The organism is Sinorhizobium garamanticum (assembly GCF_029892065.1).
GTDB classification, from domain to species: domain Bacteria; phylum Pseudomonadota; class Alphaproteobacteria; order Rhizobiales; family Rhizobiaceae; genus Sinorhizobium; species Sinorhizobium garamanticum.
The window spans coordinates 2,199,210-2,220,261 of sequence record NZ_CP120373.1 but is presented as its reverse complement, the minus strand read 5'-3'; the positions used below and the strand labels follow the sequence as shown (position 1 = coordinate 2,220,261).

At 63.4% G+C, this 21,052-nt stretch carries 16 protein-coding genes; 6 read left to right on the top strand and 10 right to left on the bottom strand.

What is annotated here, in order from left to right; translation table 11 throughout:
- Nucleotides 1-27 precede the first annotated feature (27 nt).
- A complete protein-coding gene (locus PZN02_RS10285; protein WP_280657906.1) occupies nt 28-1,545 on the bottom strand; it encodes an aldehyde dehydrogenase (NADP(+)) in 1,518 nt (505 codons plus the stop codon).
- A 136-nt stretch (nt 1,546-1,681) separates the two neighbouring features.
- On the opposite strand from PZN02_RS10285, the gene PZN02_RS10280 reads away from it, so the two are divergent.
- Entirely contained in the window at nt 1,682-2,719 is a 1,038-nt protein-coding gene (locus PZN02_RS10280; RefSeq protein ID WP_280657905.1) for an Ldh family oxidoreductase, read from the top strand.
- Between the two features lie 102 nt (nt 2,720-2,821).
- Here PZN02_RS10280 and PZN02_RS10275 read toward each other — a convergent pair whose 3' ends face one another.
- From PZN02_RS10275 to PZN02_RS10250, 6 genes are all read right to left on the bottom strand, one after another.
- Entirely contained in the window at nt 2,822-3,784 is a 963-nt protein-coding gene (locus PZN02_RS10275) for a dihydrodipicolinate synthase family protein (RefSeq protein ID WP_280657904.1), read from the bottom strand.
- A gap of 125 nt (nt 3,785-3,909) precedes the next feature.
- Nucleotides 3,910-4,614: a GntR family transcriptional regulator gene (locus tag PZN02_RS10270; RefSeq protein ID WP_280657903.1), complete on the bottom strand. Its 705-nt coding sequence runs from the start codon at nt 4,612-4,614 to the stop codon at nt 3,910-3,912.
- A gap of 473 nt (nt 4,615-5,087) precedes the next feature.
- A complete protein-coding gene (locus PZN02_RS10265; RefSeq protein ID WP_280657902.1) occupies nt 5,088-6,191 on the bottom strand; it encodes an SAVED domain-containing protein in 1,104 nt (367 codons plus the stop codon).
- 12 nt (nt 6,192-6,203) lie between these two features.
- Nucleotides 6,204-6,626, bottom strand: a complete 423-nt coding sequence (locus tag PZN02_RS10260) for a Mov34/MPN/PAD-1 family protein (RefSeq protein WP_280657901.1) — start codon at nt 6,624-6,626, stop codon at nt 6,204-6,206.
- Between the two features lie 35 nt (nt 6,627-6,661).
- On the bottom strand, nt 6,662-8,377 hold the full coding sequence (locus PZN02_RS10255) for a ThiF family adenylyltransferase (protein ID WP_280657900.1): 1,716 nt from the start codon (nt 8,375-8,377) through the stop codon (nt 6,662-6,664).
- The gene (locus PZN02_RS10250) at nt 8,374-9,588 is read right to left on the bottom strand and encodes a nucleotidyltransferase domain-containing protein (protein WP_280657899.1); all 1,215 of its coding nucleotides are present in this window, start codon (nt 9,586-9,588) and stop codon (nt 8,374-8,376) included. Before PZN02_RS10250 ends, PZN02_RS10255 begins: the two co-directional genes overlap by 4 nt.
- Nucleotides 9,589-9,805: 217 nt before the next feature.
- On the opposite strand from PZN02_RS10250, the gene PZN02_RS10245 reads away from it, so the two are divergent.
- Both PZN02_RS10245 and PZN02_RS10240 read left to right on the top strand, forming a co-directional pair.
- Nucleotides 9,806-10,870, top strand: coding sequence for a helix-turn-helix domain-containing protein (locus tag PZN02_RS10245; protein ID WP_280657898.1), 1,065 nt, complete (start codon nt 9,806-9,808; stop codon nt 10,868-10,870).
- Between the two features lie 3 nt (nt 10,871-10,873).
- The gene (locus PZN02_RS10240) at nt 10,874-11,365 is read left to right on the top strand and encodes a PIN domain-containing protein (RefSeq protein ID WP_280657897.1); all 492 of its coding nucleotides are present in this window, start codon (nt 10,874-10,876) and stop codon (nt 11,363-11,365) included.
- 183 nt (nt 11,366-11,548) lie between these two features.
- Here PZN02_RS10240 and PZN02_RS10235 read toward each other — a convergent pair whose 3' ends face one another.
- The 3 genes from PZN02_RS10235 to PZN02_RS10225 all read right to left on the bottom strand — a co-directional run bounded on the left by PZN02_RS10235 (nt 11,549) and on the right by PZN02_RS10225 (nt 18,154).
- Entirely contained in the window at nt 11,549-14,863 is a 3,315-nt protein-coding gene (locus PZN02_RS10235; RefSeq protein WP_280657896.1) for a UvrD-helicase domain-containing protein, read from the bottom strand.
- A complete protein-coding gene (locus tag PZN02_RS10230; protein ID WP_280657895.1) occupies nt 14,860-17,514 on the bottom strand; it encodes a PD-(D/E)XK nuclease family protein in 2,655 nt (884 codons plus the stop codon). Before PZN02_RS10230 ends, PZN02_RS10235 begins: the two co-directional genes overlap by 4 nt.
- A 67-nt stretch (nt 17,515-17,581) precedes the next feature.
- Nucleotides 17,582-18,154, bottom strand: a complete 573-nt coding sequence (locus PZN02_RS10225; RefSeq protein WP_280657894.1) for an ATP-binding protein — start codon at nt 18,152-18,154, stop codon at nt 17,582-17,584.
- Between PZN02_RS10225 and PZN02_RS10220 the strand changes: the two genes are divergently transcribed.
- The 3 genes from PZN02_RS10220 to PZN02_RS10210 all read left to right on the top strand — a co-directional run bounded on the left by PZN02_RS10220 (nt 18,135) and on the right by PZN02_RS10210 (nt 20,820).
- Nucleotides 18,135-19,097 (top strand): ArdC family protein, encoded by a 963-nt coding sequence (locus PZN02_RS10220; RefSeq protein ID WP_280657893.1) that lies wholly within the window; start codon nt 18,135-18,137, stop codon nt 19,095-19,097. The two genes, PZN02_RS10225 and PZN02_RS10220, sit on opposite strands and share 20 nt — an antisense overlap.
- On the top strand, nt 19,094-19,474 hold the full coding sequence (locus PZN02_RS10215) for a DUF2958 domain-containing protein (protein WP_280657892.1): 381 nt from the start codon (nt 19,094-19,096) through the stop codon (nt 19,472-19,474). Before PZN02_RS10220 ends, PZN02_RS10215 begins: the two co-directional genes overlap by 4 nt.
- A 434-nt stretch (nt 19,475-19,908) precedes the next feature.
- Entirely contained in the window at nt 19,909-20,820 is a 912-nt protein-coding gene (locus PZN02_RS10210) for a LysR family transcriptional regulator (RefSeq protein WP_280657891.1), read from the top strand.
- Nucleotides 20,821-21,052 lie beyond the last annotated feature (232 nt).

Sequence of the window (21,052 nt, the reverse complement as noted above, 5' to 3'; positions counted from 1 at the left end):
CCGTTTATTGCTTGCACGCCCCTTGGATCAGCCGAGGAAGTCTTCCGGCAGCAGGCCTTCCGGCATGTTCTGGTAGGCCACCGGACGCAGGAAACGTCGAATCGACAGGGTACCGACGCTGGTTGCCCCGAAATTGGTCGAGGCCGGATAGGGTCCGCCATGCACCATCGAATCGACGACTTCGACCCCAGTCGGAAAGCCGTTGACCAGCACCCGCCCCGCCTTGCGCTCAAGTACCGGGCGCAGGCGCCGGGCCGCGTCCAGGTCGGCGGAGTCCATGTGGATGGTCGCCGTCAGTTGTCCCTCGAACCCACGCGCGAGTTGCTCCATCTCGTCGAGCGAGCCCACCCGGACCACGAGACCGAGCGGTCCGAACACCTCCTCGCCGAGCGCATGATCTGAGAGGAACTGCGCGCCGGTCGTCTCGAAGAGGTTGGGCGAGGCGGCGCGATCTGTCGACCGGGTGACGAGCAGCGGCTTGACTGCGTTGCGGCTGGCAAAGCGCGCCTGCCCGTCATGATAGGCTTTCGCGATGCCGTCGGTCAGCATCGTCTGCGGCGCTACCGTGGCGAGCGCCTCTACGGTCGCGGCCGTGAAGCGGTCCGCGGCAGCACCATCGACGACCACGGCGATGCCGGGATTGGTGCAGAACTGGCCGGCGCCCATGGTCAGCGAACCGGCCCAGCCTTGGCCGAGCGTCTCCGCCCGGGCGTTCAGCGCTTCCGGCAGCAGGAACATCGGATTGACCGAACCGAGCTCACCGAAGAACGGGATCGGCTCGGGCCGTGCGGCGCAGAGGTCGAAGAGCGCGCGGCCACCAGCCAGCGAACCGGTGAAGCCGACGGCCTTGATCAGTGGGTGCTGCACCAGGGCGTGGCCGACTTCGCGGCAACCGCCTTGGATCAGCGAGAAAACCCCGGGGTGGACGCCGGTCTTGCGGATGGCTGCTTCGATCGCTTGGGCGACGATTTCACCGGTGCCAGGATGCGCCGAATGGCCCTTTACGACCACGGGGCAGCCTGCGGCAAGCGCCGCGGCGGTATCGCCGCCGGCTGTCGAGAAGGCGAGCGGGAAGTTCGAGGCGCCGAAGACGGCAACCGGACCGATCGGCCGCTGGATGAGCCGGATCTCCGGGCGCGGCGCCGGCTTGCGGTCCGGCATTGCCGCGTCGAAGCGGCGGTCCAGGTGCTCGCCCTTTTCGATGTGGTCGGCGAACAACCGGAGTTGCCCGGTGGTGCGGCCGCGTTCACCCTGCAGACGGGCCTCGGGCAGACCGGTTTCCTGGCTGCCGATCTCGGTGATGGCATCGGCACGGGCGTCGATCTCGTCCGCAATGGTGCGCAGGAAGGCCGCGCGCTCCGCCCGCGAGGAATAGCCAAAGCTCCAGAAGGCTTCCTCGGCCGCCTCGCAGGCCCGGTTCACCAGTTCGACGGTGCCTATGGCAAAGTGATACACCGGGCCGTGGGCCGGGGCGGAGCCGAAGGTGCCCTCCCCGTCGAGCCATTCGCCGGCGACGAGGTGTTTTCCTTTTGGGGTAAAGACCATCTGACGTTCCTTTCTCAAAAAATCGGTGCTTCGGCAAAGATCAACCCGCGAACGAATTGCACTTGTCGAAACTTTGTATACTGTTTGTATGCACGATATCAACCGCCCGCCGGCGGTAGCGACAAGAGGCCATACGATGAGTGAGACCACAACCCTTTCGATCAGTGCGCTTTACGAGCGCGTCGAGGCAATCTTCCGCAAGGTGGGGCTCAATAGCGTTCAGGCCGGGGCGCTCGCCCGCGTGATCGTCGCCGGCGAGCGTGACGCCTGCAAATCCCACGGTATCTATCGCATCGAAGGGGCTCTGCGAACAGTGAAGGCGGGCAAGGTGCAGCCGGACGCCGTACCGGATCTCGATCGCCGGGAGGGCTCGGCCATCGTCAAGGTGAACGCCAAGGGCGGCTTCGCCAATCCTGCCTTCGAGCTCGGCCTGCCGGCCCTAGCCGACCGTGCCAAGGCGCTCGGCCTTGCCGCACTCGTCATCAATGATTGCGCGCATTTCTCGGCGCTTTGGCCTGAAGTCGAAGCACTGACGGAAGAGGGGCTCGCCGGCCTCGTCATGTGCCCGAGCTATGCGACCGTGGCGCCCACGGGCGGCAACAAGCCGCTGCTCGGCACCAATCCCTTCGCCTTCGGCTGGCCGCGCGAAGGCAAGCCGCCCTACGTCTTCGACTTCGCGACTTCGGTTGCAGCGCGCGGCGAGATCGAACTGCACCGGCAGGCGGGCAAGCCCCTGCCGGAGGGTTGGGCGATCGATGCCGAAGGCAAGCCCACGACCGATCCTGAAGCTGCGCTCGCCGGCGCCATGCTGCCGTTCGGTGGGCACAAGGGCTCGGCGATTGGAACGATGATCGAGCTTCTCGCGGGCATTATGATCGGCGACCTGACGAGCCCCGAAGTGCTTGATTACCTCGGCACGACCACCTTGGCGCCGTTCCACGGCGAGCTCATCGTCGCCTTCTCGCCGGAGGCCTTCGCGGCCGGACGGCCGGGCAATCCCTTTGCCCGCGCGGAGGTTCTGTTCGAGGCGATCGTCGGCCAGGGGGCCCGCCTTCCCTCGCAGCGGCGCTTCGTGGCGCGCGCCAAGTCCGAGGCAGAGGGGGTCGCCTTGACACAGGCCGAGATCGACCAGCTCGATCGGCTCCTCGCCCTTGGCTTGGACGCCGTCGCGTAGTGGAGCATTGGTCCCAGCGCATGTGAGGCCAACAAATCGAAGCCGCCAAACGAAAAAGGTCCTCCAACCGGAGGACCTTCTGTTTTGTGGGCCTTACAGCGATCAGGCTTTGTACTTCTGTACGGCGCCCGGAAGCTTGCTCCACTCGGCATACCAGGTGTTGAAGAGCTTGAACTGCGCTTCGACGTAGCCGCGTTGGCTTTCCGACAGCGCGTCGGTCTCGTTGAAGTGCAACGTGTATTCCTTGTCGCCCTTCAGCACCATCATGTACTTGAAGTAGAGAACCAGATCCGGGCCTTCGTCGAAGGAGGACAGCACGGCGAGCGCCTGCTCCAGTTCCAGGGCGCGCTGGCGTGCATCGACGTCGCCTTCGGCGGCTGCCTGCGACAGGTTGCACATATGGATGACTTCCTTCGGCAGCACGCAGCCGATGCCGGTGATGGCGCCGGTTGCGCCGCAGTTGACGAAGCCGTGGAACACGGCTGTGTCGACACCGATCATCAGCGAAACGTCATCGTCACGGCTGGTAATGTTCTCGGCCGCATAGCGCATGTCGGCGGCGCCCCCGAACTCCTTGAAACCGACGAGGTTCGGATGTTCGGCGCGCAGGGCGAAGAACAGGTCGGCGCGGGTGGCGAAACCATAATAGGGGCTGTTGTAGATGACCGCCGGCAGATCCGGAGCGGCCGAGAGAATGGCCTTGAAGTGGTTCTTCTGGGCGACGACGACCGAGCCACGCGAAAGCACGCGCGGGATGACCATCAGGCCCTTCGCACCGACCTTCTGGGCGTGGGCCGCATGGGCGACGGCGGAAGCGGTGTTGACGGCGCCGGTGCCGACGATGACCGGGATGCCGGCCTTGATCAGACGCTCGACGCCTTCCATGCGCTGTGCGTCGGTTAGGAGCGGCCAGTCACCCATCGAGCCGCAATAGACGACGGCGGACATGCCCTGGGCGATCAGTTCCTTGCCCTTGCGAACGAGGGCGTCGAAATCGGGGGTGCGGTCGTCCTTGCAAGGGGTCATCAGCGCGGGGATGACGCCGGAGAAAATCTTCGCCTTCATTTGAAACTCCTCTTGTCTTGTTGCGGGGCACGGGCGTGCGCACAGTCACTGGTGCCGCCTCCGTGCCTTTGAAGCAGACAATAGCGTCTTGTATTTTATTTGTCGACAAGAAAAATACAAGGTTGCTACAGGTCAATGTCGAGCTTGTTGGTTCGGGTGAACAGTTTCTGCACCTGCTCGACGATCTGCTCGGCATGCGCCTTGCCGAGACGATCGGCCGCCTCGACGTCGCGCGCTTCGATCGCCGCAATGATTTCCGCGTGCTCGTCGACGAAGCGCTGGGGGAACTGCTCCTCGTAGGACTGGTAGTAGAGGCGAAGAATCCGCCGCCCTTCATCAAGCAACCGGCGGAACAGCCCAGTGAAATAGGGGTTGCGGCCGGCTTCCGCGATTGCCGCGTGAAAAGCTGCATTGGTGGCGATCATGGCCAGCGCGTCGCGCGACTGGACGGCGGCCGCATAGTCTTCGTGGAAGCCGCGGATGACCGGCAGGTCTTCCGGACGGTGGTTCTGCGCCGCAAGCCGGGTCGTCACCCGATACATCAGCACCAGTGCCTCGAAGAAAGTATGCAGATTGAGGAAATCGATGTTCGACACCATCGTCGATCGATTCGGCAAGGTATCGATCAGCCCCTCGCCTGCCAGCCGCACCAGAGCCTCACGGATCGGCGTGCGCGAGAGCTTGAAGCGCTCGGCGAGTTGCACCTCGTCGATCGGGCTACCGGGCGGCAGGACCAGATCAAGGATCTCGTCGCGGAGAAGGTCGTAGACCATCTTCACGCCGGAGCCCCGCTTGCGTTCTGGGAGGGAATTGTTGTCGGTGTCGGTCATTTGCAAATCCTCTTGTCGACAAAAGGAATACTTTCCCGCGACAACGGGATCAACAATTTCCGGGCGGCGCAGTGGTGCAGCTTACCAGGAAGTATTCGGTTTGCTGCTCTGCTTCTACACTGCCCGCGCCATAATGTTCCGGGAAGCGGTGTCCCGACGACGAGCGCTATGTCGGTCGTCTGACGGCAGAGGAGTTGGACACCAACCGGACACAGAAAGAGCGCTTCGACGCTTGTGCGGAGGAGCGCTTGGGAAGGCGCCATCCGCGGGGTTTTGTGCCGGACGGCAAAAAGCCCCCGCGAAGGGGGCTCATTGGGATCGCAGGGATCGTTGGTTGCGGGGGCACGCAACCATCTCAAATTGCTTTTCCAAGCGGCGGCCTAGGGTATTGAAACTAATGCGCTTTCTCACTTGCAACGCAATAGCGGACGCTATTGGACGGCTTGCGCACTGGCGGCCAATGCTCCCCGAACTCACTGCGCCTCAACTCTAGCTGAATGGACAATACGAGCGCTCGCTCCGGCGACCGGCATCTCAACACCCCACGGGTACCGGAGGTTCTGCGCGCGCTCGAACTGGTACACGGTGACTTTCGGGAGGTTCCTTTTATCGTAGCGCCTGCCGAGATTGAAGGCGACGCTGTTTTGTGCAGCCAGGACGAGATGAATTCGGTCGGCTCCCATCGCGTCGAGTTGCTTTAAGACACCGAGAAACTGATCCGCCATCGCCGCCTGCTTGGCTTGAGACCAATGCGACGACTGAAAGTCAGGCAACGTCATCCGAACAACCGGATATGTGAAGGTGGTCGCAAGATCTTCCGACTTCACCATGTACGAGGCCGAAACGGCGAGCACGACTTCGCGGGCGCCGCGCGCTGCCTCGATATCAGTCACATCGAATCGTACATTGTCGTCGGGACCATCAAGCAACTTCCACCGACCGGCGATACGATCCCAATCCATGACCACAACGTTGCTCTCGTCGTCCAAAAGCACGCCCGTCAAGAAGGTCAGGGGAACAGCTGTCAGCCCTCCGTAGACAGTCGTCAGATCGCTTCGGTCATGTCCCTTCTGGACTTGGTGGAACCAAGTTTTCATGGCGCCGATAGGCTGGAGCAGTTCCTCCGGCTCAACGATGACACCGTCCTTCCGCTGACGGAGGTCCAAGAGATAATCCACCCGGGTACCAACAATGTTGTCGGGGATCGCAGCCTTCAATGGCGAACCATCATCGTCGCGCAAGCCTCTGCCCTCGATGACGAAGACCTTTCTACGCGAGAGCCTCTCCTGCTCGTTCGCGTATCGCTTCCATGCCCAGCCTGCCGACGCCATCATCAGCAGGGCGCAAATGACCGTCAGGCCCCAGAGAATTCCATCGGGGATCGTCCCGGCGGTGCCGATCTCGACGGAGCCGGGACTGCCCGATATAGGGCCGGAATATTTGAAGACCCAGTTTGCTCCGCATAGTGCAACGAGGACCGCGATGGCGCCGCGAAAAATCCAGCTTTCAGCGTTGCGAGCGCGAAAGAACCAGGCCGCGGCAGATCGAATGACAAAGTCGATGGTATCCCAGCTCATCGGCGGCTCTCTTCAATTGGTTTCCAGTTTGACAGGCTCCGGCCTCTGGCTGCGCATGTGAAGGCTCGCCGACGAAACGAAGCGGCGGAAGAATCCCAGTTTCACGATCAGAAGTACCGCGAACTCGATCCCTCTTTCTCCATCGACCAGATCCTGCATCGAGCAAAGATCTGGGACGCTCGGCCGTGCCGGAAAACTCGGATGCGAATGCCATTCGCCCAAATAGTTGAACGATTGATAGTTGTGCCCCGTCCGATCGAAAAATTCTTCGAGTGCTTTCCGGTGATGTTCGACATCGCGCACGAAGTGGGCGCGCGCGCCTGAAATTTCGTCCAGAGAGAAGTCGACGACCGCAAAATGACCGACCGCGAGTTCCTGCCCCATCAGGACGCCGCCAATCTCGCGCGATCCAGCTCGTCGAAGAGCCTGTTTCATACGATCTCGCGTGCCCGAAGAGATTCTCACCCGGATCACGCTGCGGCCTCCGGGAAGAGAGTGGTCAGAAGATCCTTCAGGTCCTCCACGGATGCAGCCTCCTGGGATTCGCCCCACTCTCCTTCTGGCCGCAGATCGATCGGCCACGTATCGAACGGCGCCTGGAAAATCCACTCCGCCGCCAGGCCGATCGCATAAGCCGAGGACGGGAAGATGCTTTGCTCGCGCGTCAGGATATCCAACGCCAATCTGGACGCATGGCCCGCAATAACGCTGACATCGGCGTCGTCGGCAACTAACGGGGAGCCATCACTCGACTGTACCCCATAATCCGCATCGTTTGTTCCCGCCGCCCAGGGCACGCCATGGCCGTCACACCAGGCCCGGATCTGGCTCCGGGCAAGCGTCGGGATCGGGTCGAGGTCCGGCCTCATCCTCGCGACGACGCCTCCGATGCCTCCGGCAAACACCTCACACCAGACCATCGGTTTACGATGCCGACGCGCGACCGCCGCGACCAAGTTGAACGCGCGCGGATCGGCAGTCGCATCGATCAACAGGTCGGCCTGCGCCAGCTCCTCCATGACCGACTCGGTTGTCCCGGCACTCTCCTGTTGGCCGAGGGCTACGCGCCGGCAGTCAACCTCAGCATTTGCAACGATATCCTTGATACGCACCGTCAAGGCATCGACCTTGTGTCGGCCGATCGCTCGCGCATCGAGGTCATTCCTGACGAGGTTCGCCTGGAAGAAGATATCGTCGTCGACCAGGGTGAACTTACGGACGCCGGATCGCGCGAGCGTGGCGGCTATCTTTGATCCGACTGAACCGCATCCAATGATCGCGATCCGCTTCCCGACGAGCGCACCATAGTCGGCGGAAAGCCGCCCGGAGGCTTCAGGTTCGACTATTGTCTTGTAGTGAAATACGGTCTGCTTGTCGTCGTGAGCGAACAGGTTCAGCGCAGTCCACCGGTCCGCTCCACCCAGCAAGACGAACCCGTTGAAGGGGTTTTCAGGAAGCCGCTCGGCAAGTTCGGGAAACTCGGCGGGCAGCGCTTCGACGAAACTGCGAGGGTCAGTGCGGAAACGCTCGACATCGCGCGTCGTTCGTAGCGCAAACCCCTTCGCCATCGAGGACCCCGAAGGCTGCGGAGCGCTTTGCGACCAGATCATCGAGCCCTCGTCCCCGACACTCACGAGAGATGCGATCCATGTCGGCTTTTCAAGTCTGTCCCAGGCTGTGATGGGTACGGGAACGTCCATCGGAAGACCAGCCAAGGATTCGATGGCGTCTCCAGCAATCACGAACCTGACGAGCTCGCCGCGGACCTCGCGGCCAATCGATGTCTGATGAGCCGACCGGACGACGCCGTCTTCATCTCCCGTCGGCCTTTCACCCGAGAGAAGACGATATGCGCTCTCGACCATCATCGCGCCGGTGATGGACGGATCCCAGTTGTCCGGCCGGTGCTCGAGGCAGAGTTCTCCTTCTGCCCCGTACTGGTGCCAGGAGAGCCGTTTGCCATCCCGCGAGCGCACCATCGGCGGCGTATCCGGGAAGGTCGACGGATAGGCCATGAAAAGGCTGAAGGTCTCACCGTTATGCTGGATGTCGAAGTCAACGATCAAGTGAAGGTCATCGCCGATCCTCCAGCTGACGCCCGACAGCCATCCAGACCCCTCCGCTAACTGAGCGAGAGCGACCTGCTCGGACTTTGCACGAGAGGCGTTCGTCAACCACCAGCTCATGCAAAGCCCTTGGGTGTCGTGGGCACGCGTGGCGCGTTTCCGAAAGTCGGAATAGCGGCCGCAGGAGCAACCGAGGCCTTGCGCAAGAGCCCGCCGCCGTTTCCGCTGATCTTCCTCACCGCGCGGTCCGCCAGCGCCGTTCCCATTCGCGCCGAGACGGCCTCGTTCATGCCCTGGAACGTCGTGGCGCGAGCGGCGCGACCGAAGTCCTCGCGCGCCTGTTCGAGCCAATTGAAGAAGGCCTGCGCCTTTTGCGGCTCTTTCTCCCATTTGTCTGCGAAATTCTCGAACGGGTCGGTCGGGTTCGGAATTACAAATCTGCTGCCGTCATGACGGATGTGCTGGTCCATGCGCCCGAGGATCGAGAAGAGCGCGCCGGCAATCGTGTCCTCCTCGCCATAGGCGTGGCCTGCCAAAGTGGTGATGATCACGGAGATGGGCTTAAGATCGGGATCGCGGGCGAACATGTTGTCCCGATGCCTCTTCAAGAGCATTACCGCCGCCTGCAACGGCGTCCGCACGCGATAGTCCGGCAATTTCTCGACACTCGCGGTAACGCCGCGCCTCTTCAGAGACTCGGCGAGCATCTGCTTTCGCCGGGCCAGGACCACCGCCATCCGCGACTTGAACCACTCACCATATCCCTTGGGATTGGAGCGCGGCCAATCTGGCGTCCGAACCATATAGGTCGGCACCTCACGGTCCGTGATCGCGATCGCAGTGTCTGCCCACCGCGCATCAAATTGCGCCTTTTCGAGAAGAAGCCTCTGTTCCGCGCCATTCGGTAGCGCAGGGACGATGTCCATGTGGAACTGGGCACCATTGGCGTACTCGAGAATCCAGCAGCGCCGCCCTTCGCGGACGGGCTTCGTCATCCCTTTGGCGTCGTGATAGGCCTTGATCTCGCCGCCCAGCAACAGCTTCAGCTCGAACTGGCTGAGATCTCTTTTTGCAAGCCTTTTCAGCTCGCACACCGAGTCGACATCATACTCCTCGGCATCATTGATCGGTCGAATCGCTGTTCCGAGACGAAAGGATCCCTGCACATAGACCGCCGGATCAAAGTCCCGGACCTTGCTCTCGTCCCTGTGAAACCAGTCCCCAAGGGATTTATAGCTGGTCTCGGCCTGTTCGTAGCGAGACTCGGGTATGGCGAGTTCGTCCACCAGCGCCTGAAGAAATTGCTCAACTTGCATATCTGCGTCCGCCATCACCGACTCCGCTGCTTGCCCGACACCGTTCTGCTCGTCGCCGAAGCCCCGAAGGGACTCCCCTGCGATACGCCATGCCTGGTCGGTTTACAAAGCCGGGTTCAGAAACAGCGCCAGGCGCATGTGGGAACCGTTTTACCGACTTTCAAGGCTTTTCGGTTTACAATCTTCTCCCCATATCCTAATATTGGAAACTGAAAATCGCAAGGAGGCCACCATGATCGGAAACAAGCTCAAAGTTGCCCGATCGGCGTCGGGCCTGTCGCTACGCGCGCTCTCCGATGCCATCGATGGCATCGTTACGGCCCAGGCCATCGGCAAGTATGAGAGAAACGAGGACATGCCGAGTTCGCGCGTGCTGATCGCGCTCGCAAAGGCTCTCGACGTCACGGAGGAATATCTCCTCAACGAGGATGAGATCGCCCTGGAAGGCGTGGATTTCAGGAAGAAGGTCGGAGCCTCATCCAAAGAGGAGGCCCTCCTTGAGGCTCGCGCGATTCACATGCTTGAGCGCTATCTCGCCGTCGAGGATCTCTTGCAGATGCGCAGCGTGGAGTGGGAACAGCCACGAAGCGCTCCGCATCCCGTTGCCGACATGCGCGACGCTGAGGATGCCGCACGCTCGGTGCGTGATGATTGGGGACTCGGCAATGATCCAATCCCGCAGCTCGCAGAGCTGCTTGAAGAGCGTGGCATAAAAGTCCTGTCGCTCGATCTTAACGATATCGACGGCCTTGCTGCCAAGGTTAGGCGCAAGGACCGGACGGCCGCGCGCGTCATCGTTATCAAGCGCAGCACGTGGTCGGAGCGAAAGCGCTTCAACCTCGCCCACGAGCTCGGCCATATGGTGATCGCACCATCCGGCGACGTCGATGAGGAAAAAGCCGCCCATCGGTTTGCCGGCGCGTTCCTGATGCCTGCCGACGTGCTTCGTGCGGAGGTCGGCGCCCATCGCTCGTCGATCAGTATCGGTGAGCTCGTCGCACTGAAGAAACGCTTCGGTGTGAGCATTCAGGCTCTCGCCTATCGCTGCAAGGATCTGGGCATTATCAGCCCGGCTGCCCTTGCGCGGCTGTTCAAGGTGTTCGCCGAGCGGGGATGGAGAACGGCGCCCTTCGAAGAGCCGGAAACGATGGAGCCAGCGCTGGAAGAGCCCAAGCGTTTCGAGCGGCTATGCTACCGAGCACTTGCCGAAGGGATGATCGGAGAATCCCGCGCCGCGGAACTGCTTGGCATTTCCGTCCGCGAACTCGACGCCAGATTGGACCAGGTGGCGGCTTGATAAGTGCCGATTCTCGTCTCCGACACATCAGTTCTGATTGATCTCGAGCGGGCACAGCTCCTTGAAGAGATGTTCCGTCTGCCCTTCGAGTTCGCCGTACCCGACTTACTCTATGCTCGGGAACTGGCAGGCGAGCTCGGTGACAAGCTGGTGGGGTTGGGGCTTCGCGTCGAAGCCCTGACCCCAACCGAGCTCAGCCGCGCGACGATTGTCCGACGGCAGAACGTGCGTCTCTCCGTGCCAGACACATTCGCCTTTTCGATCGCTGAGTCCCGCCAATGGAGCTTGCTTACCGGCGATGGCACATTGCGGGAGCTTGCCGTCGCCGAGCAAATCGAAATGCACGGTGTGCTATGGCTCTTCGACCAGTTCGCTGACGGCAACCACGTCCCCTTCAACCGGCTGCACGACGGTCTGAACACTCTCTTCGCCCATCCAAGATGCCGACTGCCCGCAGCTGAGGTCCGGCGCAGATTGGTGCGTTTTGCAGGTTAGGCCTTTGGCCTCAATCAATATCGTTGAGCGGAGAAGAATTTCGACTTTTCGTTGATGTGCACAAGCAGAGGTTCAAGGAAAGCACACGCACGCGGACTTGCTCCGTGCAGGCGAATAGCTGGCCCAACAGCACTGAACCCGGTCCGATCGGGAGGTTCGCGAGCAGTACGTGTCATGGAGCCCTCACTGTGGCGAGCTAGCTGTTATCCATCGAATGACACCATTCGTCATGTAGATCACGGCACCCCGCGGTGCTCCGGTCGCGCGGAGATAGTCACTCAGCTGAATGGTATGGTCGCGCATATCGTGCTCGGTCGGTGCGACATCGCTCTTCCAGTCGAGCACGACGGCAGGTTGCCCGTCTTGAAGCGCCATCGCGTCGATCCGTCCGGTGAGCGCGGTCGGCTCCGGCCGGTCCGAAAGCACCGCGTAGATCGGCCATTCGGGGACAAGATTCGGCCTGAGCGCGGCGATTTCGGGCAGCGCGAGGGTACGCAAAACGGTCGCCGCGATCTCGTCTGGGTCGGGAGCCTGCGCGCCACCCTCGGCGTCGATCACGAGCTCGCTCATTAGCACACGCGCCCGCGCGGCGAAGGCCGATGGGCCCTCGGGGAGTTCGCCGGTGAACACCTCCTCCATCAACTTGTGTAGGATCAGGCCACGCACGCGCCCTGCGCCAACCGGCAATTCGGTTTCGGGAGCATCGCCGAGTTCGATCGCGATCGTCTCGCCCATCGGCACACGATCCTGGTCACTATCGCTCGGCCTCAGCCAATGGAGCGGCTTCGAGGCGGTGGCAATGACGGCGCGCTCCCTATCAAATACCTCCTCTGTCTGCCCGTTCGGGAGCTCAACGTCGATCGTGCGGACCGCTGGCGTGAGCCGCGAAAGGTTAAGCTGCGGGAGGTCCTGATGAGCGAGATCGACGATCCGCGCCCACGACCGCTGCTCGGCCTGCGGCAATTCGGGAACGATCAGAAGCTCGCGGGCCCGCGTGCAGGCGACATACCAGAGGCGCTCACGCTCACGCGCCAGGCTGTCGTCTTCGGTTTCAAGCGCGCGAAGCAGATCGGGCGGAACGACGTCGCCGATCAGCCAATGCAGCGTCTCGTCAGCGGTGCGATAGACGAACGGCTGACGAGAGCGGAGCAAGGTGCCGGTGTTGATCGGGATCACGACCGGCCATTCGAGGCCCTTAGCGCTGTGAATGGTGATGATCTCGATCGCATCGCCTTCCGCGTCGACCCGTCCCTCACTGTGGGAAGCGCCGTCGCGCCATTCCCGAGCGAGATCGCGGACGAACTTCTTGAGACCCCGCACACCATAGGGCCGCGCGCGTTCCAGAAATGCTTCGACGTTGGCGGCGGCGCGGCCGCTGCGATCGCCCTCGCGTGCAGCGAGAATCGGCCGGACCGCGAGACGTTCGGCCGCTTCGGCGAGGAGAAACGCTGGCGTGGTCGCCCGCACGCGTCGCCTGAGCTCCTGCAGGATCGCGAGCGTTCGACGCGCGATCGGATGGGTGACGTGATTGAGATCGGTCAGAAGCGAAAAGTGCGGCGGCGCATCAGGGCGATCGGGATGCGGGGGAAGCGCCGCGGTGATGTCGAGCAGCTCCTCCTCGGCTAGCCCGACCAGCGGGCCGCGCATCAGCGCGCCGAACGCCAGCGTGTCGCCGGCATTGGCGAGCACTCGGGCCAGCGCGAGCAGATCCTGCACCTCCTGTCTACGGAACAGGCTTTTCCCGGCCTGCGACGCTATCGGAAGGCCGCGCTGCTCGAGCGCGCGCTCGTAGCGCCAGAGCTCGGCGCCGGTCGGGGCAAGCAAGGCGATGTCGCCGGCGGTGAGCGGCACGATCGTCCCGTCCTCGTCGGGAACGCGCAGATTGCCGACGAGGCGCGCACAGAGGTCGGCGACCGCTTCGGCCTCGGCGTCCCGGATCTGGGCGGGCCGAGAGTCGGGCGGCACGTCCACCGTTATCCGCGCCGCACAAGGCATATCATGGTCGGGGCCATCGAGCGTCGGCGCGAGCGGTACGTAGCCGGGCTGGCCGTCGCCCGACAGCGGACGCGCGAAGCAGCGGTTGATGTGCGCGAGGATGTCAGGACGCGAGCGGAAGTTGGCGGTGACCTGGACGATTTTGTCCGGCCATTGGCGCTCAATGGCGGCGCGCGCCTGCGCATAGGAGCCGATGTCGGCGCCGCGAAAGCGATAGATCGCCTGCTTCGGGTCGCCGACCATGAACAGCGCTCCCGCGCGCAGGTTGCTGTCCTGCCAGCGTTCGGCACGATCCTCCGCCGCGATCCGGAAGAGAATCTCCGTCTGGGTCGGATCGGTGTCCTGGAATTCGTCGACGAAGATGTGACGATAGCGTTGCCCAAGCGCGCGCCGCACATCGTCATGTTGGCCTACCAGCGCCCGCGCCTTCTCGAGCAGGTCGTCGAAATCGAGGACCGCGGCGGCGCGCTTGAAGGCGGCATAGTCGTCGAGCACTTCGTCAAGCTCGGCGGAGAGCTGGGCAACCAGCGCGGTCGCGATACGCCCCAGCAGTATCCGGTAGCAGCGATTGACACGCTCGAAGCACGCGTTCGCTTCCTCGTCGAGGCGCGCGCCGAGCTCCCTGCCTGCGACTCGCTCCCAGGCCGATTTCCGCCTCGGCGTGAGCAGATCGAAGCTGTTTCGACGCATGCAGCGCAGGTGCGGCGGATGCGCTAGGCGCCAGAGCGCCGCAAAACCGGGCGGAGGATCAAAGCTGCCGGCATAGAAATTGGCGAGCGTCTCGAGCTCGCTGACCAGTTCCAGGGTCTTGGGCTCGCCCGGCTGCGACGAGATCCAGCGCCGGAAATCCGCGACAGCATCGACCAGATCGATATCGGGCCGACCGCCGAGGTTGGCGGGCAGCGTGTGCGCGCCGCGATATCTCAAGCGGAATCGTGCGAGCTCCTGGAGGGTCCCGACGATGCGGCGCGGATCGTCGCGCGAGAGCGTCGCAATGGGATCGCCGGGCCGCTCCTCCCCATTCAATCGCCGCTTCAGCCACTGCTCGAACACCGAGTCGAAACCGGCCGCCGCCTGGACCGCGTCGAGGATGCGCGCGCCCGGATCGATGTCGGCCTCGACCGCGTAGCTGGAGATGATCGTCTGGCAGAAGGCGTGGATTGTAGCGGTGGTGAGCTCGTCTAGCTTGACCGCAGCGGCCGAGAGCGCACGCTGTTGGTCTTCGTCGAGTCCGTTGGGCAAGGCAAGCCGCAGCGGTTGAGGTACGCGGCCCGCTAGCAGCTCCTCGATATAGCGATGCACGCGCGCCGAAAGCGCGCTCGCGGCAAGCTCCGTGAAGGTGATGGCGGCGATCGCACCGGGCTCGGCGCCACGTGCGAGCAGCATGGTCAAGCGTCCGGCCATCAGCGCCGTCTTGCCGGTGCCGGCGGCGGCCTCGACGAGCAAGGTGGAGCCGAGATCGGTGAGAATGCGCAGCCGCGCGGGGCTGTCAGCGAGTATCATCGGCACCCCCATATCCGCGCGAACTCACCGAAGGCGCGCGTGAAGGCGGCATTCTTGGTCTGGAGATAGGTGGTGGCCGATGCCGGCAGCGCGATGCGGAAGTCATTGTGCTCTTCCCGCGCGTCGGGCCCAGGCAAGGCGTGTCCGTTTCGCAAGAGCACGAGGGCCGCCGTGACATGCTCGGCGAGTTCGGCGATCGCCTGGTCGACGTCCGGCAGGCGATAGGGCTTCGGCTCTTGGTCGGCGAGAAATACGAGCCGTGCGATCACCCGCTGACTCTCGGGGAGCAACTGGCGGGCCGCGATTGCGTAGATGACGCGCTGAAGCTCCGTGCCGCGGCCGAGCACGATCTCGTCCGCCCGGCGCGGCTCGGCGCCGGTCTTGTAGTCCGACACGCGCACGGCACGACCGTCGCCGGTGAGATCGAGCCGATCGATGCTGCCGCGGATCCGCACCTCAGTGCCCGGAATCGTCACCTCGGCGTCGGGACGCCACGGCAGATCGGTTGCGGTAGCGCCATCCCCGGCGCTGCCGAAGGCAAGCTCGGTCCAGCTGCGTGTGCCAGATTGGAACGTTTCGTCGAGCGTCAGCGCCTTAAGCGCGAGCTGCGCGGCCGCGGTGAGCGTGTGTTGCCAGAGCAAGGTGGGCGGCGCCGCTCGCTCGAGCGGCCAGTGCACGCGCACCGTTTCGGTCGACGCCGCGAGCGCAGCCTCGATTTCCTGGCGCGACGCGCGCGCATAGCCTGGCACGGGTTCGAGGGCATTAACGGTACGCTTCAGCAGGTCATGGACCAGTTCGCCATAGGCGCGTGCGTCGAGCGTAAGGGGCTGATCGTCTTCGGGAACCGCACGCCAGCCCAGCGCGTAGCGCCACACGAAGGCCAGCGGGTCACGAAGCATCAGCCGCAGGGAGGTCGCGGATTGGACCTCGCCGATCGCACGGGCGATCTGCGGATGGTCCGCGCGCACTTGGCCATCGTGCGCGGTGACCCCCGGGCGTCGCCAATCGCGCCAGCAGAGATCGGCGGCGGCGAGCGCCGGCGATGCCGCCGCCTCGTCGGGCCGTGCGAGAAGCCGATCGACTTCGCTGAACGCGTGCTGCGGAATGCGCGCGCCTTTTAGGATCTGCGGCTGCATGTCCTGCGGGAGCAGAGGGCTGGCGGACAGCTGCCCGCCCTGGGCGTTGCGCCGGCTTCGGGAGAGCACGCAGCCGCGCGCGGCGTGGCCAGTGATCACGACGAAGGCGCGCCGGTCGTGCTCGGTGACGGGGTCGGGATCGAGCACAGGACGCGGCAGGACGTGTGCCGGTATTAGTGGGTCTTCCGCGGCGCGGCGCGGCCAGGAGCGCGAGGTCATCCCGAGCAGGCGCACCCAGGGACGCGGCGCGCCCACGAGGTGGCTAGCCGGGCACCAGACTGCGGACGTGCCCGGATCGCGTCCATCGGGCAGGCACAAGTCATGCAGCGAGAATTCGAGCGCTTCGGCGGGCGCGCGCCTGAGCGCCTCGGTCCAGAGCGCCCGAGCCGCCGTACCCAGCAGCACTGCACCGGCCTGTGCGGCCGCTCCAGGCCCCTGCGCAAGCAGCTCGAGAACGGGCATGACAATCGGGCGCGGATCGATTCCGTCGGTCGGGCGCCCGGCCGCCTCATCGAGCGCGCGACGCCATTGGTCGAGCTCGAACAGCGCGGCGCCGGGCTGGAGGCTGAGCGACCAGGTCGCAGGCAGCTCTGCGAGCGCACGGCTTCGGCTCGCGGCATGGCCGAACAGCCGGCGGATTCGATCCTGCCTGAGGCCGTTGAGCAGGACGTCAGCAAGCGCCGCGCACGCTTGCCCGTCCCGCGACGCGAGGACCGGCACTCCGTGTGAGAAATGGAGTGGCAGGTCCGCATCGGCGACTAGCACGAGGAAATGCTCGTCCCATTCCTCTGTGGCAGTGGCGCAGATCGCGATCTCTTCGGGACGCGCGCGGCCGGACGCAATGAGCTCGCGCATCCAGCGCAGCGCCTCGACGGCTTCCGCGCGAGGGTTAGCGCAGGTAACGATTGACATGGCAGCGGCCGGCTGTCGCTCGCCGCTGACGACCTGTCCAGCGAACCAGCTCACGTCCGCAGTGCCGGGATTGCGCCAGGTGAGGGTAACGGTCGTGGCGAGCTTCGCAAGCAACGGGCGCCAGACGGGGGCGATGGCCGTCAGCCGATCGATTTCGATGGCTCCGAGCATTGCAGGTGCATGCGCGACGCGCGCAAGCGCGACATCACGCAGATCGCGCGGCGTCAGCACGCCGGGTGGCAGGCTGGCGCGAACGCGGCGTTCAACCTCGGCGAACTCGGCAAGTCGCGCGCTGCGGCTAGTGAGGGTGTCAAGAGCGAGATCGGCTTGCCAAACCTTTGCTAGCGTGCGGGCGATCGAGCGTGTGGTCCCGGGAAGATGGCGGACTCGTTCGAGTTCCGTGAAGCCGCCTTCCTGGAGTGCAGTGCGAATGGCGGGGTCCAGATCCTGCGACCGAGCGGGCCGACTAAAGCCCCCCGCGAGACGCGCGGCAAGTAGCGGCAATGTGAAAATCTGTAGCCCAGATTCCGCCCGCTGCGCGGCGCCGATCCGCGCCATGCGGAACGCAAGCGGCCCTTCGACAACTATCGATCGCCGCCTCATGGCTTCTCCCGCCATCGGTGGCCACAGTGCACGGCGTGATCACAGATGGACAGAAGAGACATTCGGATCATTGTTCCCCTGGGTGCGTCGGAGGAACGCCCGACCACTCCTGCGAAATCGCACCCCAATCGACGCTTCGCTGTTCGGCCAATGTCCATACCTTCCAGAAATCGGGGTCTGCCGACTGCGGCCGCTGCGCATCAGGCAACTCGTCGATCTCCACCAGAACTGGGATCGGCGTTGCCCAACCGAGAAGAACTGCCTGCCTCGACGGCAAACTCGGCAGCTCCCGCAAGAGCCCACCCACATTGTCAGGTACCAAGCGAGCGACGAGGTTCTGATCCGTGTCGTTGACGATGCGGTGCAATAGGAACGTATTGCATTGGGCAAGAACTGTCGGAGAAAGCTCCGACGGCCGCTGCGACGAAAGGACAAGCCCAAGCCCGAACTTGCGTCCCTCCCGGGCTATGCGCTCGAATACCTCGCGACAGAGTTGGGTCGGAGATGAAGCGGGGCCGTCGTCATCCTTGCCGCGCCGAACGAACGTGTGGGCTTCCTCAAGCACCAGCACGGTCGGCAGCTGGAGGAGAGGCCTCCGGCGCCCGTCGCGGAGAACCGCGATGTCCAGAAACTCCACCAACGGCCGCTCCGGCACGGACCGGGCGAGCCTCTATGACGAAATCACCGACAAGATCATCGCTGAGCTTGAGGCCGGCCGCGTCCCATGGGTTCAGCCTTGGGGAAGCGCGGCGGCGAAGGCGCCGCTCGCGATGCCAAAGAATGCCGCGACCGGCCGGCAATATTCCGGGATCAATGTGCTGATCCTCTGGGGCGCCGTCATCGAATACGGCTTCCCGAGCCAGACCTGGCTCACGTTCCGCCAGGCGCTCTCGCTCGGCGGCAATGTGCGAAAGGGCGAGCGCGGCACGACCGTCGTCTATGCCGACCGGTTCATTCCCGAAGATGAAAAGCAGCGCGCACGCGAGACTGGCGAGGAGGCCCAGGCGATCCCGTTCCTGAAGCGCTTCACCGTCTTCAATGCTGCTCAATGCGACAACCTTCCGGACGATATCGCCACCGTCGCACCACCGCCGCCCGAGGGGCTTGTCGAGCCCAAGGTCGAGGCGCTGATCAAGGCAACCAGCATCGACTTCCGGATCGGCGGCAACAGGGCCTTCTACGTGCCGGCCCTCGACTACGTACAAGTCCCGCCTCCGCAGACTTATTACGATCCGATCAACTGGCACCGCACGGCCCTGCATGAGCTCGGTCATGCCACAGGCCATCTCTCGCGCCTTAATCGTGACCTGACGGGATCCTTCGGCTCGAAGAGGTACGCATTCGAGGAATTGGTGGCTGAGATGAACGCGGCTTTCTGCTGCGCGTCACTCGGCATCGTCCCGACCGTCCGCCATGCCGACTATATCGGCTCCTGGCTCGAGGTGCTGCGCGAAGACAATCGCGCGATCGTGCGCGCCGCTTCGCAGGCAAGCAAGGCGGCAGCATATCTCCTCGGCTTCCTGCCTGAGGACGACCACCTGGAGAGCGGCGACGAACCCTCGGACGAGAGGAGGGCAGCATGATCCTCCTCACACCAGAGCTGCGGGAGCGGCTGCTCGCCAACGGCAGCAATCCCGACACCGACCACATCCCCGTCGTCAAATTCTTCAACCCGCTCGGGGCCGCGACATGGCTCGCCACCGAGCTCGACGCTGATAATGATACGCTGTTCGGTCTGGCCGACCTCGGCTTCGGCTGCCCGGAGCTCGGATCCTTCAGCTTCTCCGAGATCGCATCGTTGCGCCTGTCGCTCGGCATGGGCATCGAGCGCGACATCCTCTTCGAGGGGAAATTCCCGATCTCTGCCTGGGCGGAGGCAGCACGCGAAACCGGAAGCATAAGCGCTGCTGAGCGGGTGCTATACGCCGCCGCTCGTCACGGGCCGGAGGAGGGCACGTGACGCGCTTCGGCTGCTGACTTAGACCGACCGCCAATCAGGACATCTCACGCAAACGCGGGCCGTTTCTGCGCAGGCAGCGCCTCAAATCGGGAGGCGCTGCCGTTCGCCCACCGATCACGACTCATCAGCAAAAGATCGATGAGGAAATGGCTCACCTGGCCGTCTCGTGTGACGAAGCTCAGCGAGAGCGGCGAGCAGGAGAATTTCACCCACTCTCTTCACGTGCATCCATTCGTTAATCATCTTTAACAACACGTAACGCTATAACGTACCAGATATTTTCACTACTTCGGAGCAAGACCGAGTCAATACGAAAGGGAGTAAGCATGCTTCTTCGAGGTCTATATCGCCTCGCTCAATCCAGACCTCACCCGTTGCGCTGGCCCACAGCAGCCCTCCGCAACAATAGCTGGTCACAGGCGAGGTAACGCCAAATGACTTTCGATCTCAGGCAGCTTCGCTACGCCATCGCCACCGCCGATCATCATAGTTTCCACCGCGCGGCAGAGGTCCTCAAGATCGAACGATCCACGCTGAGCCGAGCAATCCTCGCCCTCGAGCGCTGCACTAAGGTCAAATTGTTCGTGCGAAGCCATGCCGGCGTCACGATGACTCCCCTCGGCCGGGAGTTCATCCGCGATGCGCGCGAGATCATCACCAGAGTCGACCGCCTCGAACGCTCGATGCTTGCGGTCGATCGCGGACGCGGCGGTAAGATCATGATCGGCCATAATGGTCCGATCTCCGCCGGCCATCTCCGCGCGACGCTATTTGCATGGGGAGAACATAGCCCCGACATTGAAGTCGATGGCGTCGAGGCGCCGCGATGCGAACTCATATCCGAGCTCAACTCCGGACGCATCGACGTCGCCATCATGATGGGCGAGGCGAATTATCCCGGCGTCAACAGAGCCGCCTTCTGGAGCGAACGCATGCTGCTCGCCATGCCCGCTGACCACCCCTTGGCCATACACGAAAGCCTGCAGTGGGTTGAACTTCGCAACGAGACCTTTCTCCTGACAGAACGCGATCCAGGTCCAGAATTGCGCGACATGCTGCTCGGGCGTCTCGGTACAGTGAGTTCTCGCCCCACGATCAAGATGCACGCGGTCTCGCGCGAATCCATCATGAGTGTGCTCGGTGGCGGGCTTGGTGTCACAATCACCTGCGAAGGCGCGAGCGGAGCAACCTACCCCAATGTCGTGCTACGCGAGATCCATGGCCCCCACGGCCAGGCCTATTTGGGCTTCTCCGGATATTGGCGAACCGACAACTCCAATCCGGCCCTTCGCCATTTCCTGACCTTCGTCAAAAATCGCTATTCGCTGTCGTTCGACATCCCGTAACGCTGACTGAGACAATGTTTGGTCGATAGCGGTCAGCGCCGCGGCTCGCGCGCAGATCAGACATGTTGGCCCAGAGGCAGACACATCGCGCAGCAAAGTGCGCGACTGACCCTGGTTGCGTACAAGTCTACAGATTCCAGAAACCACCTGGGTAAGTGCGCTGTTCCTACGCTTCGCGCATGGAGACGTTGCTACCAAAACTGCGTATCACTTCGAACCGCCTAGTTTTTTC

Excerpts from the sequence above, each read along its gene's own strand:
- PZN02_RS10250 (WP_280657899.1), bottom strand. The coding sequence starts at position 9,588 with ATGGCGGACGCAGATATGCAAGTTGAGCAATTTCTTCAGGCGCTGGTG.
- PZN02_RS10265 (WP_280657902.1), bottom strand. The coding sequence starts at position 6,191 with ATGAGCTGGGATACCATCGACTTTGTCATTCGATCTGCCGCGGCCTGG.
- PZN02_RS10280 (WP_280657905.1), top strand. The coding sequence starts at position 1,682 with ATGAGTGAGACCACAACCCTTTCGATCAGTGCGCTTTACGAGCGCGTC.
- PZN02_RS10210 (WP_280657891.1), top strand. The coding sequence starts at position 19,909 with ATGACTTTCGATCTCAGGCAGCTTCGCTACGCCATCGCCACCGCCGAT.
- PZN02_RS10220 (WP_280657893.1), top strand. The coding sequence starts at position 18,135 with ATGTCCAGAAACTCCACCAACGGCCGCTCCGGCACGGACCGGGCGAGC.
- PZN02_RS10270 (WP_280657903.1), bottom strand. The coding sequence starts at position 4,614 with ATGACCGACACCGACAACAATTCCCTCCCAGAACGCAAGCGGGGCTCC.
- PZN02_RS10260 (WP_280657901.1), bottom strand. The coding sequence starts at position 6,626 with ATGAAACAGGCTCTTCGACGAGCTGGATCGCGCGAGATTGGCGGCGTC.
- PZN02_RS10285 (WP_280657906.1), bottom strand. The coding sequence starts at position 1,545 with ATGGTCTTTACCCCAAAAGGAAAACACCTCGTCGCCGGCGAATGGCTC.
- PZN02_RS10235 (WP_280657896.1), bottom strand. The coding sequence starts at position 14,863 with ATGATACTCGCTGACAGCCCCGCGCGGCTGCGCATTCTCACCGATCTC.
- PZN02_RS10215 (WP_280657892.1), top strand. The coding sequence starts at position 19,094 with ATGATCCTCCTCACACCAGAGCTGCGGGAGCGGCTGCTCGCCAACGGC.
- PZN02_RS10230 (WP_280657895.1), bottom strand. The coding sequence starts at position 17,514 with ATGAGGCGGCGATCGATAGTTGTCGAAGGGCCGCTTGCGTTCCGCATG.
- PZN02_RS10275 (WP_280657904.1), bottom strand. The coding sequence starts at position 3,784 with ATGAAGGCGAAGATTTTCTCCGGCGTCATCCCCGCGCTGATGACCCCT.
- PZN02_RS10245 (WP_280657898.1), top strand. The coding sequence starts at position 9,806 with ATGATCGGAAACAAGCTCAAAGTTGCCCGATCGGCGTCGGGCCTGTCG.
- PZN02_RS10255 (WP_280657900.1), bottom strand. The coding sequence starts at position 8,377 with ATGAGCTGGTGGTTGACGAACGCCTCTCGTGCAAAGTCCGAGCAGGTC.